Origin of the sequence: Pedobacter sp. GSP4 (genome assembly GCF_051857575.1) — a bacterium.
Taxonomy (GTDB): Bacteria; Bacteroidota; Bacteroidia; order Sphingobacteriales; family Sphingobacteriaceae; genus Pedobacter.
In genome coordinates this window covers 18627-35890 of the sequence record NZ_JBPZIR010000001.1, presented here as the reverse complement: position 1 = coordinate 35890, position 17264 = coordinate 18627, and the positions used below count along the sequence as shown (strand labels likewise).

The 17264-nt window shown below is 39.6% G+C and carries 12 protein-coding genes; 1 reads left to right on the top strand and 11 read right to left on the bottom strand.

What is annotated here, in order from left to right; genetic code table 11:
- Nucleotides 1–2: 2 nt before the first annotated feature.
- The 3 genes from ACS5PU_RS00160 to ACS5PU_RS00150 form a co-directional block, all read right to left on the bottom strand.
- A complete protein-coding gene (locus ACS5PU_RS00160; RefSeq protein WP_439457259.1) occupies nucleotides 3–3023 on the bottom strand; it encodes a TAT-variant-translocated molybdopterin oxidoreductase in 3021 nt (1006 codons plus the stop codon).
- 48 nt (nucleotides 3024–3071) lie between these two features.
- Entirely contained in the window at nucleotides 3072–4367 is a 1296-nt protein-coding gene (locus tag ACS5PU_RS00155) for a c-type cytochrome (RefSeq protein ID WP_439457258.1), read from the bottom strand.
- Nucleotides 4368–4622: 255 nt separating this feature from the next.
- Nucleotides 4623–5603, bottom strand: a complete 981-nt coding sequence (locus ACS5PU_RS00150; protein WP_116169172.1) for a deoxyhypusine synthase family protein — start codon at nucleotides 5601–5603, stop codon at nucleotides 4623–4625.
- 705 nt (nucleotides 5604–6308) lie between these two features.
- Between ACS5PU_RS00150 and ACS5PU_RS00145 the strand changes: the two genes are divergently transcribed.
- Nucleotides 6309–7439, top strand: coding sequence for a BamA/TamA family outer membrane protein (locus ACS5PU_RS00145; RefSeq protein WP_439457257.1), 1131 nt, complete (start codon nucleotides 6309–6311; stop codon nucleotides 7437–7439).
- 604 nt (nucleotides 7440–8043) lie between these two features.
- Here ACS5PU_RS00145 and ACS5PU_RS00140 read toward each other — a convergent pair.
- From ACS5PU_RS00140 to ACS5PU_RS00105, 8 genes are all read right to left on the bottom strand, one after another.
- Complete coding sequence (locus ACS5PU_RS00140; RefSeq protein WP_439457256.1) at nucleotides 8044–8187, bottom strand: hypothetical protein; 144 nt, start codon at nucleotides 8185–8187, stop codon at nucleotides 8044–8046.
- Complete coding sequence (locus ACS5PU_RS00135; protein WP_439457255.1) at nucleotides 8188–8418, bottom strand: hypothetical protein; 231 nt, start codon at nucleotides 8416–8418, stop codon at nucleotides 8188–8190.
- Nucleotides 8419–8432: 14 nt separating this feature from the next.
- Nucleotides 8433–10808, bottom strand: coding sequence for an outer membrane beta-barrel protein (locus ACS5PU_RS00130; protein WP_439457254.1), 2376 nt, complete (start codon nucleotides 10806–10808; stop codon nucleotides 8433–8435).
- Between the two features lie 5 nt (nucleotides 10809–10813).
- Entirely contained in the window at nucleotides 10814–13261 is a 2448-nt protein-coding gene (locus ACS5PU_RS00125) for an N-acetylmuramoyl-L-alanine amidase (RefSeq protein ID WP_439457253.1), read from the bottom strand.
- 9 nt (nucleotides 13262–13270) lie between these two features.
- Nucleotides 13271–14830, bottom strand: coding sequence for an N-acetylmuramoyl-L-alanine amidase (locus ACS5PU_RS00120; protein ID WP_439457252.1), 1560 nt, complete (start codon nucleotides 14828–14830; stop codon nucleotides 13271–13273).
- Nucleotides 14827–15195, bottom strand: a complete 369-nt coding sequence (locus ACS5PU_RS00115) for a BlaI/MecI/CopY family transcriptional regulator (protein ID WP_439457251.1) — start codon at nucleotides 15193–15195, stop codon at nucleotides 14827–14829. The genes ACS5PU_RS00120 and ACS5PU_RS00115 overlap by 4 nt, the downstream gene beginning before the upstream one ends.
- A gap of 580 nt (nucleotides 15196–15775) precedes the next feature.
- Nucleotides 15776–16444, bottom strand: a complete 669-nt coding sequence (locus tag ACS5PU_RS00110) for a DUF1345 domain-containing protein (protein WP_439457250.1) — start codon at nucleotides 16442–16444, stop codon at nucleotides 15776–15778.
- A gap of 4 nt (nucleotides 16445–16448) precedes the next feature.
- On the bottom strand, nucleotides 16449–17231 hold the full coding sequence (locus tag ACS5PU_RS00105; protein WP_439457249.1) for an O-methyltransferase: 783 nt from the start codon (nucleotides 17229–17231) through the stop codon (nucleotides 16449–16451).
- Nucleotides 17232–17264: the final 33 nt, after the last annotated feature.

Below are 17264 nucleotides of genomic sequence, written 5' to 3'. Positions count from 1 at the left end.
GCTTACGCTTGTACTGTTGTATCTGTATTTCTAATTTTTGTCATGTATCCGATACCCGGTTTCACATTGATTTCTTCTAATACGTAGTAGATACGCTCAGAACGCAATGCTTTTGAAACCTCTGAATTTGGATCGTTTGCATCACCAAATACAATTGCATTTGCTGAACAAGCTTCCTGACAAGCCATTTTAATATCGCCATCTTTTAATGGACGTTTCTCCAATTTAGCCTGCAATTTGCCACCTTGTATACGTTGAATACACATAGAGCATTTCTCCATAACACCACGTGAACGTGTAGTTACATCAGGGTTTAAAACCAATTGGGTAAACTCGTTATTTAAATAGTTATCGAAACGTGAATCGTTCCAGTAGTTGAACCAGTTGAAACGACGTACTTTGTACGGACAGTTGTTTGCACAATAACGTGTACCTACGCAACGGTTATAAGCCATGTGGTTTAAACCATCACTTGAGTGTACAGTAGCCAATACCGGACAAACTGTTTCGCAAGGTGCGTGATCACAGTGTTGGCACAACATCGGTTGGTGAACCACAGAAACATGATCTAAATCTTCCAACTTAGCAATTTCTTTTTCTCTGGTTACATCACCTGTAGGTGTTTCGTAGCTATAGTAACGGTCAATACGGATCCAGTGCATCTCACGACGGCGGCGAACCTCATCACGGCCTACAACAGGAATGTTATTTTCTACGTTACAAGCAACCACACAAGAACCACAACCTGTACAAGCATTCAAATCGATTGCCATAACCCAGTTGTTCCCTGGTTTCTCATATTGATCCCAAAGATCGTAGTTTTTGTGCTCGCCTTTTTCGTTACCAGCACCAGCATTTTTAAGATACTCTTTAAAAGTAGCTTCTTTAATTACTGCACGGCCTTCGAAAGAATGGTGAGTTTGTGTTTGAGCCAGTTCATAATAACCGCCAGTTGGCGTAATGGTTACTGAAGTAGCATATTGCATTGTTCCATTTACGAAAGAAACAAAAGGGAAAGCATTTTTACCCACATCGTTACCAGCTTTACCAACTTTGGTACGGCCATAACCCAATGCGATAGATGCAGTTCCTTGTGCTTGTCCTGGTTGGATCAATACCGGAAGATCTATTGAATATCCATTGCCACCTTTTACGGTAACAACATCAAATTCTTTAACTTTTAATTTCTCAGCGAATTTCGGAGCAAGGGCAACATAGTTATCCCAAGTTACTTTCGAAACCGGATCAGGTAACTCCTGTAAGAATGCATTGTTTGCATTTTTACCATCGCGCATTGGGATGTTTTCGTAAACCTGTAATTCTACTTCTTTAGCTAAAGATTTGCTACTGTTTACAATTGAAGTAGCTACTGCAGCCAATGATAAAGTAAAGCTATATGCTGCAGCTGGTTTTGCTGCTGCCCTAACCACACCTTTTTCTAAAACCTCATCCCATTTCAGTCCAACAGCTGGTAACATTTTAGCTTCCCAGTTGCTGCGCACAAACTGATAGTAATCTTTAACAGGAGCATCAGCCCAGGTTAATAAACTTTCTTCTGCCTGGCGGCTGTTGAAAACAGGGTTAATGGTAGGCTGAACGATTGAATAATATCCTTCGTAGGCATTTGCATCACCCCACGATTCTAAATAGTTGTGGTTAATTGCAATTGCATCACAAACCGAAGCTGTTTCATCAGCACGGTCAGAGAATGAAATTTTAGCCGGAACTTTAGCCAGTGCATCAGTAAATGCTTTTGCATTTGCAAAATCGTATACCGGATTACTGTTCAAGAATAAAACAGCACCTACTTCGCCACGGCTCATTTCAGCAACTAAGCCGTTAAATTCGGCATCGTTACCTGCATATAAGTAGCAAGGATTATCTAAATCGATGGTAGTACCATAACTTCCGATAGCGGCGTTAATGGCATTTACCAAAATCTGAGTAGAAACATCGTTCGAACCACAAACCACGAGGCCTTTACCTTTTATTTGTACCAGTTCTTTAGCTACCAATTTAATTACTTTATCAGCAGTAGTGTTGTTACCCAATGTTCCACCAGGTAAAGCACTTCCCGTAATTGCATTGTATAAAGCAATTAACGCAGGACCTTCTTCCGACAATTTAACCGGAACACGTGTATCTGCATTAGTACCTGTTAAGCTCATTCCACTTTCGAACTGAATGTGGCGGCTCATTTTTTTGTTTTCTAACGATTTGTAGTTACGGTTGGCGGTGTACTGTGAAGTAAATTCTTCACCACTGATCCAGGTACCTAAGAAATCGGCACCGAAACTTACAATTAGATCGGCTTTATCGAAATTGTATTTTGGTAAAACAGCTTTACCAAAGCTATTCTGATTGGCCTGAATAATACCAGTATAAGAAACGGCATCATATTGAACCAACTTGGCAGCAGGATATTTAGTAATAAACTGTGCAATAACCGCGTTAGTTGATGGGCTATTTACTGTTGATGATACGATACGGATTTTCTTGCCCGAAGTTTGTGCTTTAGCCAACTCACCTTTTACAAAGCTGTCGATTTTTGCCCAAGTTGTTTCTTCGTTTTTAAGAACCGGTGCTTTTAATTTAGATACATCATATAAATCTAAAACCGAAGCCTGTGCTCTTGCATCAGTACCGCAATTAAATTCGCCCGCATTTGGATTTGGTTCGATTTTAATCGGACGACCTTCTCTTGTTTTAACTAAAATACTCTGGCCATTAAAGCTCGAAGTATAATAGTTAGGAATACCCGGTGTAACCTCTTCTGGTTTTACCAAGTAAGGAATAGATTTATGAACAGGGGCAGTTTGACAGGCTGCCAAAGTTACTGCACCTAAACCAAAGCCTAACGCCTTTAAAAAGTCGCGGCGTGGGGTAACGGTACTTAACCCTGCTTCATTTAAAACATCTTCTATTGGAAGTGGCTCGGCAAATTCGTTTTTGTTGTTTTTAACAAAATCGGGTGTATTGTTATACTCCTCTAAGCCTTTCCAGTATTTTTTGTTGCTTTCCATTTAAGCTATATTACTGTTTATTCGAACGTTCTTACTAAACTCTATCTATTAATAGTGGCATTTACCACACTCTAAACCACCCAATAACGCTGGTGTAATTTTCTCGCCTTTTTTAATTTTCTCATGCGCTTCGATAACCTTAGCGTAGAAAGCATTATTTTTCTGACCAGAAATATCTGTTTCTTTATGGCAGTTGATACACCATTTCATGGTTAATGGAGAATATTGATAAATTTCTTCCATTGTATTAACCGGACCATGACAAGCGAAACACACAGGCTCATTTGGCTGTAATCCTTTTGCTTTACGGATCGCATCTTCTGCAACAACAACGTGCTGAGAGTGATTGAAGTAAGCAAAATCAGGTAGATTGTGTACACGTACCCACTCCATTGGTTTCGATTTACTTTCATCGTATTTCTGTGTTTCAGGATCGTAACCTAAAGCACTATAGATTTTTTTGATCTCAGGAGAAATCTCACCATCATATTTATCTCTTGCCTGCACCGCTTTGTGGCAGTTCATACAAACGTTTAATGAAGGGATAGTTGCATTTTTAGATTTGAATGCACCAGAGTGGCAATACTGACAATCGATCTGGTTGATACCAGCGTGCAGCTCGTGAGAGAATTTAATTGGCTGAACTGGCTGATAACCTGTGTGAACACCAGTTTCCCACATACCCATCCAACCGAATGAACCTAAACAGATAATTAAACACAAGATAAAGAACATTACAAATTTCTTGTTCTTGAACATCTTGCGCACACCTACCTTTAATGGCACATCTTCTTCAATCTCGATACCTTGTTTCTGTAAAATTAAGCGCTCCAATAATTTAGAAGCACGGCCTAAGATTACTAAAATAACGATAGCCAATACCACAATAGCAACGATACCTGCAATTGATAAGCCAGAAGTTTTATCTTCTTTCGGACCAGCAGCAACAGCTGCATCGCCAGTTGGCTTAGGTTCGCCCTCTTTAATGTAAGCTAAGATATCTTTTACTTTTGCTTCATCTAACTCAGGGAAAGTAGTCATTGGTACTTTACCATTATCGTTAAATAATTTAACAGCTGCAGGATCTCCGGCAGCAATCATTGCTGCGTTGTTAGGAATCCATTTTAACAGGAACGCTTCAGGGTGACGATCGCTTACTCCTTCTAATGCCGGACCAACAACTTTGTGATCTAACGCATGGCACGAAGAACATTTTGCTTTGAAAAGCGTTCTTCCTTCTTTAGCATCCTGCGCATTTGCGGTAGAAACCGCTATTACGGAAATTGCTGAAAATACGAATAACGACTTCCAAACGCTTTTTAAAATCATCGAGATATCTCTCATAATGAACACTTTATACTTATTTAATTTACTTTTTGTTGTGAAATTGATGCTGAACTAGGGGTAGCCCCACCAAAACTTGAACAAAAGTATAACTTATTAATAAATCCCATGACATAATAGTGACTGGAAATACAATTTATAATCATTCTAAACAAATGTCGTTTCAGGCCATTCAGGCAATAAAAATGCCCATTTTTGATGCATTATCTCAAATGGGCATACTAGAAACCAATTTGGTTTATTTATTTTTTCTGATTATTGTTTTAATATCCACGCAAACATTAATGGTGCTACAATTGTTGCATCACTTTCTACAATAAACTTCGGCGTATGGATATCTAATTTACCCCAGGTAATTTTTTCGTTCGGCACTGCGCCCGAATATGAACCATAAGAAGTAGTCGAATCAGAGATCTGGCAGAAGTAGCTCCAGAAAGGAATGTTTTCCATTTCCATATCCTGATAAAGCATTGGCACTACACAGATCGGGAAATCGCCGGCAATACCGCCACCGATCTGGAAGAAACCGATTCCTTTGCCACCGCTGTTGGCAATATACCAATCAGCTAACCAGCCCATATATTCAATACCGCTTTTCATGGTAGTTGCCTTAAGCTCCTGTTTCATTACATAAGAAGCAAAGATGTTACCCATGGTAGAATCTTCCCATCCCGGAACTACAATTGGCAGATTCTTTTCAGCCGCAGCCAGCATCCACGAGTTTTTAGGGTCAATTTCATAGTATTGTTCCAAATCGCCGCTTAACAGCATTTTGTACATAAATTCGTGAGGGAAATACCTTTCGCCGGCAGTATCTGCATCTTTCCATATTTTATGGATGTGTTTTTGCAAACGGCGGAAAGCCTCTTCTTCAGGGATACAGGTATCGGTAACACGGTTATAGTGGTTTTCCAAAAGGTCCCACTCATCCTGCGGACTTAAATCGCGGTAGTTTGGTACACGTTTATAATGTGAGTGTGCAACCAGGTTCATAATATCTTCTTCCAGGTTGGCACCAGTACAAGAAATAATAGCCACTTTATCCTGGCGGATCATCTCTGCAAGCGAAATGCCCAATTCTGCAGTACTCATTGCTCCGGCAAGTGTGATCATCATTTTACCACCTTCATCCAAATGCGTTTCGTATCCTTTAGCTGCATCCATCATTGCCGCAGCATTAAAATGGAGGTAATTACGCTCCATAAACTGAGATATTGGTCCTCTTGTATTGCTCATTTCGTTTTGTATTGTTTGCCGCAAAAATAGGTATTTAGGCCGAAAGGTTAAAACGTAAAAGCGATTAGCGTTTGGGGGCTGGTGTTTGGCGTATGGCGCTGAGGGCATAGCACCAATTAAGCAGTACAAATTATTACTGTATAACTTTGCGATCCTCATCCTGATCCGATAGCTATCGGATTTATTTCAGGATCTTTCATGGGGATCAGTCATGAGTATCTGTTTTTATTTTGAAAGCAGTTGCAATACCATGAAAAAAGCTGTCATCTCGACCGGAGCACGGCGGAGCGGAGAGATCTAATCAAAAGTACTCTACGGATAGATCTCTCGACTTCGTTGCACTACGCTTGAGATGACGAGCTGGGTCTTTGGAGTCGCTACATACGATTAACCAATTCCAACAACTAACCGATTAACCATTAACTGCCAGTTTGCTTCGTCAATGAACAAATGACCATTGAACAAATGAACTATTTAGTTTAGAAACGGTTAACCAATTTCAACAATTAACCGATTAACCAATACCTGGCAGTTTGCTGCACCAATGAACGAATGACCAGTGAACAAATGAACTATTTTAGTTTAGAAACGATTAACCAATTTCAACAATTAACCGATTAACCATTAACTGCCAGTTTGCTTCACCAATGAACAAATGACCATTGAACGAATGAACTATTATTTAATTTCCCTTTCTTTGTGCTAATGAAAAAACACTGTCTAGTTATTTTATCGCTTTTCATTTCAGCAAGTTCTTTTGCGCAGATGAAACTGATCAGAAAAATGCTCTCTAACGAAAAAGATACTACCCGCAAAGCTAGTTTTTTACCTATCCCCTCTTTTGGTTTCAGTCAGGAAACAGGTTTTGAATTTGGCGTTGGCGCCATTTATTCTTTTTATGTAGATAGAAAAGATACATTGAACAGAAGTTCGAACTTTTCGTTGAACACCACCTACTCCACCAAAAAAACGGCTAACCTTACTTTAAAAGGCGATGCCTGGACCAAAGGGAATAAATACCACTTTATTGGCGATGTCCGTTTTAAAGACCAGCCTTTTAATTTTTATGGTGTGGGCAACAGTACCCAAAAAACGGATGAAGACAAATTAAACCAGAGAATATTAAAAATGCTTTTCGATGCAGAAATGAACACCCTGCCCAAAGCTTATACAGGTGTTTCTTTAGGTTTTGAGAACCATCGTTTTACAGATAAGGAAATTGGTGGCATTTTTACCACAAACCCTCAAATTACAGATAAAGATGGTGGCTCCGTGGCCTGGATTGGTGCTTCGCAGAGTTACGACACCCGTAACAGCAACAATTACCCAACCAAAGGTTTTTTTGGACGGGTTACCTACCAGTATGCGCCTGATTTTTTTGGAGGGGATAATTTCACAGGATCGCAGATAAAAGTAGATGTACGCAATTTTATCAGCTTGGCACCAAAAGTAGTTTTAGGGGTACAGGGTATTTTTTATACCATTCAAAGTAAGAGCACACCATTTTACCTGTTGCAGCAAATGGGTAATGACCAAGTAATGCGCGGTTATTACAGTGGGCGTTATCGCGATGAAAATTTAATGGCTGCACAGGCCGAAATCCGCTATCGATTTATGAACCGTTTCGGTATTGTGGCATTTGCGGGCACAGGCAAGGTATTTACCAATGGCCAGTTTAATGGCAATGGATTAAAACCAAACTATGGCCTTGGGGGCCGCTACTTTTTCGATCCGGCAAAGGGCCTGAGTGTGCGGATAGATTATGGTATAGGGGAAAAATTACAGAATGAAAAACGTCAATCTGGATTTTACATCAGTTTAGCCGAAGCGTTTTAGGGGAATGGAAGATGTATGAAATAAAGAAAGAATTGAGCATTCTGTTCATTTGTAATCCATTTAATTAAGTCGAGGATCCTTAAACCACAGATACTCGGATCAAATTGGTACGGGCTAGCATTCCTAGTCGCAAATAGCTTGCTATTGAACTTTGTCAATAGTGACATTAAATACTATGGTTATAATGGATGGTCTGTGAGGACACAGACCACGGGTTTGGATCTTTAAAGCACAGATACTCGGATCAAATTGCTACGGGCTAGTATTCCTGCTCGCAAATAGCTTGCTGTTGAACTTTGTCAATAGTGACATTAAATACTATCGTTATAATTGGTGGTCTGCGCGGACACAGACCACGGGTTTGGATCTTTAAAGCACAGATACTCGGATCAAATTGCTACGGGCTAGCATTCCTGCTCGCAAATAGCTTGCTGTTGAACTTTGTCAATAGTGACATTAAATACTATCGTTTAATGGGTGGTCTGCGCGGACACAGACCACGGGTTTGGCGATATCCGTAAATACAATCGGATGCCATGGTTCGTGTCCTCACGAACCATTTACCCACCACTTTCCCATCTTCCATATCTACCTTTTACCTTAATTATTCCTCTTCATTGCCCGCCTTCCTATCCTGCTGCTTAATCTTTTCATTCCCGAAATGATAGCGGAAAGTAATCCGCAGCTGTTGGCTATCGTAATAGTTATCGTAATCTCGGATGCCATGGTTCGTGTCCTCACGAACCATTTACCTACCACTTTCCCATCTTCCATCTCTACCTTTTACCTTAATTATTCCTCTTCCGCTCCTCTTCATTGCCCGCCTTCCTATCCTGTTGCTTAATCTTTTCATTCCCGAAATGATAGCGGAAAGTAATCCGCAGCTGTTGGCTATCGTAATAGTTATCGTAATCTCGGATGCCATGGTTCGTGTCCTCACGAACCATTTACTACCATTTTCCCATCTTCCATCTTCCATCTCTACCTTTTACCTTAATTATTCCTCTTCCGCTCCTCTTCATTGCCCGGCTTACTATCCTGTTGCTTAATCTTTTCATTTCCGAAATGATAACGGAAAGTAATCCGCAGCTGTTGGCTATCGTAATAGTTATTGTAATCTTGCCGAATGTTATTTATCAAGCTGTTAAACCGGTATTTATTTGTTTTTAAAACATCGCCAGCAGTAAGAGCCAGTTGTATCTTTTTGTTAAGCAATAAAGCTTTAATGCCCAGATCAAGATTATACTGATTTTTATTTTTGTTCAGTCCATCAATAGCTGGAAACTGGTACCAGAAACTTACCTCACCTAAAATGGTTTTCGGCTTGTTAAATACAAACTGGTTTAGGGTAGAAAAATAGGCACCAAATCCGTTTAGCTTATTTAAGGTTTCGGTAATACTGGAATTGGATACATTATAATAAACATCGAGCTCATTGGTACTGCTCCACCAGGTTAACCGGTTAAAAACAAAAGCATTGCTGATTTGATAATGATAGGACCTGATAAAGTTAACAGGTTTGGCCACCTGAATATGCGTTTCCGTATCGATAAAATTAACATCACTGAAGCCATTAACAGTATTACCAAAAGACAATGAAGTAGTGAAAATACTGTTGTAAACATGCGAAACTTCTATGTTGTGGTTATAAGAGGGCTGCAGAAACGGATTACCTTCGGTGTAGGCATACTGATTGCTGTACCAGCGAAAAGGATTTAGCTTGCGGTAAGCAGGCCGGTTAATGCGGCGGCCGTAGTGAATTGAAAACGTACTTTCATTATTTGCCCGATAAGTAATATAAAGCGTAGGGAAAAGCCTAAAATAACTGTTCGTGTTTTGCGCATTTATAGCAAGCCCTTCAATTTCTGTATATTCTCCCCTTAAGCCCGCTTGAAAATCCCAGCTTTTTAAACTTTTATTAAAATTAGCGTACAAAGCCTGTGTGTTTTCCTGATAATTAAAAAGGTTGGTCTGCTTTGGATCGATTTCGTAAGCGCCATTGCGTATTTTATAAAAAGCCAGATCGCTCTGATTCCTGATCAAGCTAAGTTTTGTTCCAAGCGACACTTTAAAGCTTTTGTAAGGTAAATCTAAATCGGCGGTTAAGGTATACAAATCGATACCCTGCCTGCTGGTTGATAAATATTCGGCAAATGAATTGGGGATAATTGCTCCCTGCGGAAAAAAACTGGTATTGTTAAAAAACCTATCCTTATCGTCGCTGTATGTAAACCAATCGGCATTGATGGAGAGCTGTTTTCCTGCCGTATCCAGCACTTCTTTAAGGTAGATATTTGCCGAGTGATAATGCGACCTGATTTGGGCATTTGCATCCGAGTTCAAAACCGAATCCAAACCACCTGTTCTGTCGTAAACATTGGTTTTAATATTTTCTTCCGAATGGAAATTGGTTAAACCTCCATTATAAGCTACTCCAAGCCAGGTTTTCTTAGCCAACTGGTAGTCTATCCCAACCGATCCGCTGGGTACTGTTCTAAAATTCCGGTCTTTGTTAACAATACTCCAGGTTTGTGCCGGATAAAAAACATTGCTCTGCTCAAAAGGGACTACAGATCCCTTTCTTAAATTAAGGCTTGTATTAATCGTTATCCTATTTTTACGGAAGCCGAAATTTCCTCCAGCAGCACCTGTGAGATGGCTAGCCTGGGTAAGCGATCCATTTAAGGCGCCTTTAAAACCTTCGGCAGTAACCTTTTTCAGTACAATATTAATCAGTCCGTTATTTCCCTGTGCGTCGTATTTTGCAGGAGGGTTGCTAATCACCTCAATTTTGACAATAAGATCAGAAGAAATGGTTTTTAAATAGTTTGATAAATCATCACCAGCAAGCGGCACAGGTTTATCATTGATCATTACATTCACACCGCCTTTACCTACCAATGATACCTGATCGTTCAAAACCCGAACACCCGGTACTTTTGAAATAAGTTCTAATGCATCTGTCCCGATTGCAGCAATACTATTTTCTACATTAAAAACAGTCCAGTCGATCTTTTTCTCAATCAGTGCTTTTTTAGCATTGACCTGAACATCGGCCAAATTTTTAGTACTTGGCTGCAACTGAATATCAATTACCGTATCCCTTTTTAAGGTAAACTGTTGGTTTAGGTTTTTAAAATCGACCGCAGAAAACGCAATAATATAATTGCCTGCAGGCAGCTTATTGAAGTAATAGTTTCCTAAACTATCGCTTTGGGTATAGCTGGTAGAGTTGTTGGTGCCCGAAATTTTAACGGTTATAAAAGGCAGGGCTTTTGAATAATCATCCCTTACCTTTCCCGAAATACTGAACTGTGCTTTACAATTGAGAACTACAAAAAAGAATAGAAAAATGAAGCAGATGCGCATTAAGCTTATTTATGATCCTGCCAGATTTCCAACTTTCCTTTCTTATCGAACTCAGCATAATAACCAGTTATCGTTATTCCCGAATTTTTGTCTGTTAAAGTAAGGTTTTTCGCGGTTACTACATTTGTATGTCTATTGATGGTAACTTCATCGGCTAAAACAGAAATTTTTTTATTTCCGAATCTAGCTTTGCCATAAAGTGTAATCAATGTTTTATCTTCGCTCATCTTAACAGAATCGTTGGCGCTGTATTCTACTTTTGCTTCAGTTTCATTAACTGGCTGCGCTAAGAGGACTTCTTTTAGCTGCACCCCTACAGCTTGCTTCTTTGGTAGCTCTATTTTTCCACTACCCGATTCGGCATTAAAGCTCCCGTTTGTTAGATCGAAAACAATAAGTGATGAATTTAATGAACCACCTTCATTAGGTTTCAATACAGCATTTTTGGCGGTCATTTTATTATTAAGTTTATCCAGTTCTACATACTCTGCCGTTAACCTACAGTTAACAATATCAATAACAGCATTCTCCATTATAGAAACCTTCTGTTTCACATCGCCTGTAATTTTAGAAAAGGAAATAATTCTGGGGACTACTGCTTTATTCAGCGTTGCTCCGTCGGTTTTGATTTCTAAGGTCTTAACATCAGGCTGTAAAACAAGATAATCCGAATCAAACCAAACTTCAGCTTTATTTATTTTCGCAACAAAGTCATCTCCTGCTTTATAAGCTGTTTTTTTCATAATTGCAGGGTTAATATATACCCGGTATTTGGTTCCGTTGGCATTAAGGATAAAACCATCAATCCGCGGGTTAACCATTCCAAAGCTGTGTAGGCTCTCTATCTTACCCGAGATGGTTCGTTTTCCTATTTTAGCTGCTTTTATTTTTAATGCGCTATACTTTTCTGACTTTAACCATGATTCATACCTTCTACCAAACGAATCTGCTTCTTTTTGTCGCGCTGCACGTACCTCGTCTGAAGGTGTATATTTTTTATACTGCATAATTCCTTCAACAATTTTACCGGCAAGTAAAGTCTGTTTACCATTATCCGTAATAAAATTAAAATCAGATTTATTGGTTAAATACCCCAACATAATCACAATACCCGGTTTAGCACTGCCGTCTATTAGTACATTTTTTGTCGATTGCGGCTTATTATTTACGTTTACTCCCTCAATGTTTTTAATACTTTTGTAAATCCAGTAGGTCATCGAATTAGCCTTGGCCAATTTAAAATCTCGTTCATAAGTACCGGAAGTGAGAAATTTCAATCCATTTTTAGCAGTATCCCGATCCACACCTAATTGTAAGGAAATCAAAAAATCACCATTTACAGCAGCCCTTTCCTCTATATTTGGATTTTGATCGGCCGTTCGGGTAAGTATTACTTTTAAGCCTTTGGCTTCTGCTGCTATTTTAATTTCCTTGGCAATGGCCAGGGTTAATTCTTTCTCTTTTGTGCCTCCAACTATTGCGCCCTGGTCTGCTCCGCCGTGAGTGGCATCAATAACCAATGTGAATGTCTTTTCCTGCATCTTTTCTTCCAGGAAAACAGGAGTTACTTTAATGGTAAAACCCCAAATTAACAGCAGCCCAACTGGCAGTGCTAAAAAATAGCTTAACTTCTTCATATTTGCAGTTTTTTGATTAAACAACATCTTAATCCGGGCTTTAACCGGGCTTTTTACAAAATTGTGGATCAGCGCATTGTTGGTTTTGCTAATCGCAAGGTGTAGCAACAGGTTCGCGTAAGCCTGATTGCCAAAACTGGCAGAAGTAATTTCATCGGCCTCATACTCGTGTACCTGCTCTAAAGCTTTATCGTAAAAATAAATTACCGGGTTAAACCATAACAGTGCTTTAGCAACCATGAGCAATAGTTTATCGGCCGAATGATACTGCCTGGCGTGTACCTGTTCATGTTTAAGCAACACAGCCAAATCAGCATCGCTCAGTTTATCCGCATCAATAAATACATAATTAAAGAAAGAGCAATTGGTAAAACCAGTAGTTTTGGTAATCAGCTTTAAACCATCATTGTTTTGGGTGTATTTGCCAGTATATTTAAGCAGGCTGAAAAACCGCCAAAGGCAAATAAGCAGGAAAACCGAAGCTATAGCACCATACAAGTAAGGAATTAAACCTAACCAATCTATTTCGGACTTTATTTCAGGTTGATATTCGACCAGTATAGGCTGGACAAGCTGTACCGGCTCCTGAGCAGTTTTTATTTGGGGTAAGTTGGACACGATATCTGTTTCCGCTGCCACTACCACGCGCTTAACCTCGAACTGCAAAGCCGGAATTACGAAACTAAGTAATACTGTAGCCAGCAGGTAAAAGCGGTTAACCTTAAAAAAGGTCAACTTTCTTAAAACCACCACATAAAAACCAAAGAATAATACTGTACAAGCAGTAACTTTAAGCAAATAGATTAAGCTTTCCATAACCAGTATTTAGCAGCCACTTTGCGAAAAAGATACAAATCCATCTAAAATCAGGTTACATATCCGCCTAATGTTTTTATCTTGGCTAATATAATCCAGACTTTTTTTATCAGAGATATTACCCAGCTCAATCAAAACTGCCGGCACTTTTGATTCTCTAAGCAGCAATAAATTTGCATCCTTTAACGAATCTCTAACTTCCAAACCGTTTAGGTTTTTCAGTTTGCTTAAAATACCTGCTCCCAGGTTTTCAGCCATTTTAATATTGCTGTTCAATTTAGAAACATATACCTCTACACCGCCAAAAGGAACTTGGTTACTGGCAGGCGAATTAGCATTGTGATGAATGGAAATAAAGGCAGAAGCCTCTTGACTGGGCAGGCGGTCGCGAAGCGACAAAAACTGGTCATCGGTTCTAGTTAACATCACTTTTATCCCCCGCTTGGCGGCTTCTTCTTTCAAAATCTTTACAGCACGCAGGTTAAGGTCTTTTTCCTTTTGTCCATCTAAAGCGGTTGAGGCTCCATCTTTACCACCATGCCCTGCATCAATTACCAACATAGGTTCTACTTCGTTAAAGGCAGGCCGGGCTTTTGGGTTAACGGCAATATTACTTTTTAAATAATTTAAGGCGTATATGTTAGGCCTTTTCGGTGCATCGGCCGATGCCTGGTTAACCGCTGATGTTTTTTCTACAATAATTTCCTTCCGGTTGATAAATGCCATGCAGCAGATCATTAAAACAGGAATAATGGCTAAATAGGCCAGCTTTTGCAGCTTAGCATTTGGTTCTTTGTACAACATCATAATTCTATTTTTTAATGGAAGTTTACTAAAACTGTTGATTGCTAAATTTTGACAGGGCATGGCCAGATTTAAAAGCAGCGAAGCATAGGTCTTTTTATCAGCCACTTTTGAGGTTTCCCTATCGGCCAGAAATTCGTGGTTATGATCAATGGCATTGCGCCAGAAATAAATAACCGGATTAAACCAAAGTACAGCCGTAACCAGGTTAACCAAAAGTTTATCAAAAGCATGCCACTGCTTAACATGGACCGATTCATGTTTGATCACCATATTTTTTTCTTCGGCCGGTAAGGATGAATCGACAATGATCTGGTTAAAAAAAGAACAGTTCTTGATGGTCGATTGCCCATCTACCCAAAGCACGGCGCCATCCCTATCCCTTACCTGTTTGCGCAATTGCAACTGGATGCGCCCCATCATAAAGAGCATCCTCAACACAAGCATGCCCAAAATACTGCAATAAGCATAGGTTATAAGCTCATTCCAGTTAACGGCCATGTGATTATCTTGTTCAACAGCAGCATCCTGTTCGGTGAAACCATCGTTGCTGTACCCAATTTTAGCGGGCGCCTCCTGGTTGCTCCTCACTACTTCATGGCTGCTTTCTATTGTGAGCGCCGGAATGCTGAAACTCAATACCAGCATCAGTAAAAGATAAGCACGGTTAAGGTTGAAGAATGTAAACCTGGCCAGCAGAAAGTGATAGGCTGCAAAGAAAAGAGCCGTGCAGGCCGAAACCTTTAACAAATAGATTAAACTCATGGCTTTGAATCTTGGTTAATAATCTTTTTAATTTCTTCTATATCTGCTTCACTTAATTTTTCTTCTTTCACCATAAATGATAAAAGGCTGGTTGGAGAATTATCAAAATAACCCGAAAACAATTTGGAGAAAGTGGTTTTGGCATACTGATCTTTGCTAATGGCAGGAAAGTATTCGTAAGTTTTGCCATAAGCCTTATAGTTTACATATCCTTTTTTCTCCAGCAAACGGACAATCGAAGAAATGGTATTGTAGGGTGGCTTAGGCTCATCATCCAACTCATCAATAATATCTTTTACAAATGCCTTTTGCAGTTTCCATAAAACCTGCATAATGCGCTCTTCGGTCTTGGTTAATTCTTCCATAACCAAATCTATAACTTATTTTTCAGTTTTACAACTATAAAATAAGTTAAACGACTGAAAATTCAGTTATAAATATTAATCAACTGATTTTCAATGCAATAAAATCAATTACAATATAAAGTTCCTTCACTGCTTTCAGGATGACAGAAGAAAAGAATAGCGTAGCGCTCTCCCCTAGGAGCGAATGACGGTATCTCTTGTTATGGAAATGGATGTGCAGTACTGCTTGGCAACTGTAGTCCTGCCATTCGCTTTACTCCGTTGCACTTCGTGTTCGCTGCTGTCAGGTTTAAAATGAAAGGTCTGCTCCTAGCATGCGGCCAAAAGCACGAACCGCTGTACGTAAACCCGATCGAAGCGGGATGCCGATCCTTCATCGGCAGAAGCGGGAGCGGGACTGAAAACCGCCATAAGCACAGAACCATCCGTTTTCAAAAAAGTATTGGAAGTTGTTCTGAAAAAAATTCGGCTTGCTAAAGCCGACGTTAGAAATAGGAATGTGGTTAATAATCGATTTTAAAGATCCTTCACTGCGTTCAGGATGACATAGCATTGGCAGATTGGTCGAGGTGAAAGTTCCTTACTTGCTTAAACCTGCAACCGCATTAATGGTTAAGGCCACAATTACGGTATTGAAAACAAATGCAATTAAACTGTGTAAAAGTGATAACCTCCTGATGGTACGGTCAGATATTTCAACATCAGAAACCTGAAAAGTCATCCCCAGCACAAAAGAAAAATAGGCGAAATCAATAAAATCTGGCTCATCATCGCCCGGAAACTCCAAGCCCGAACCATCTTTCGATTTTTCTTTCTTTTTATCCCCATAATAGAGATGGGCATAACGCATGGTAAAAGTAGTATGCACCAAAAACCACGATAAAAACATCCCCAGTATGGCAATAACCAGATCAAGCGGTTCAATGTCTTTGTTAATCAGCAATAAAACCACGGCGAGCAGGCCAGCAAAAGTAGAAACCACAACAATGGCAAAAATCTCGCCCCTTGTTTCATCCTGCATTTTGGCCTTTAAATGCGTTTCGGCCGCCGAAGTATGAAAAAACATATACCAATGGAGGGTAATCAGCACCAAGCAGAATATATCCCAGCCAAACATGATGTGCGTAAGGGCATCCATTTTTAAAAAGAGCGATGCCAGATAAAACACAATCCCCGAAACAAGGCTGATCAGCAAAATATATAATGCCGAACGTTTCTGAATGCCTTTTAATTTCGGTTCTACTATCATGTGTTTAAAATTTAAGTTTAAAATGTTCTTTGGCCTGTCCTTTTTTAAAATAAACCAAACCGATCCAAAATAAATCTATCGTAACGGTAACATCAGGGTGGTTCTTAATTTCGGTCCATGCTTCTTTCATCCCTTCACTCCAATAAATATCGTCAAAAATCAAGAGCGAATCCTCATTAACTTTTGGAAGGCACCAGCGGAAATAATTTAAGGTAGCCTCTTTACGGTGGTTACCATCAATGTATACAAAATCCAAACTTGGTTGCTTGGCAATAATATCGGGCAAAATTTCGTCAAAGTTGCCTACATGCAATTCGATATTGTTTAAATCGAGCGCATCAAAGTTCTTTCTGGCTACTTCGGCGGTTTGCGGACAACCTTCTATCGTAATAATTTCTGCGCTGGCATTTGTTTTGGCCAAATAGGCCGTGGTAATGCCCAGGCAGGTACCAAGCTCAATCGCACTTTTTGGGTTGGTATTTTTTGCCAGGCGGTAAATCAGCTTGGCCAAGCGCGGACTTTTAAGTGCATTTTTTGCAATCTGACTTACCTTTTTTGTGCGGTTTTTATTTAGATGAGAGCCCGCACCGAGGTCTGTAACGGTGATTATGGAATCGTCATTAAAAAGTTTTTTTCGCTGTTCTTCTATGTTTTTGTATTCAGATTTGTCGTTAAAATCGTAAATTACCTCATCAGCTAGCTTGTACACAAATGGCGAATGCGTTCCGTGTCGGCTTTTTGCTGTTAAACGGTGTTTAAGGTAATCTGTAATAAATTGAAATAGCATAATATTGCAAAAGTAATTAAACACCGCAAACGT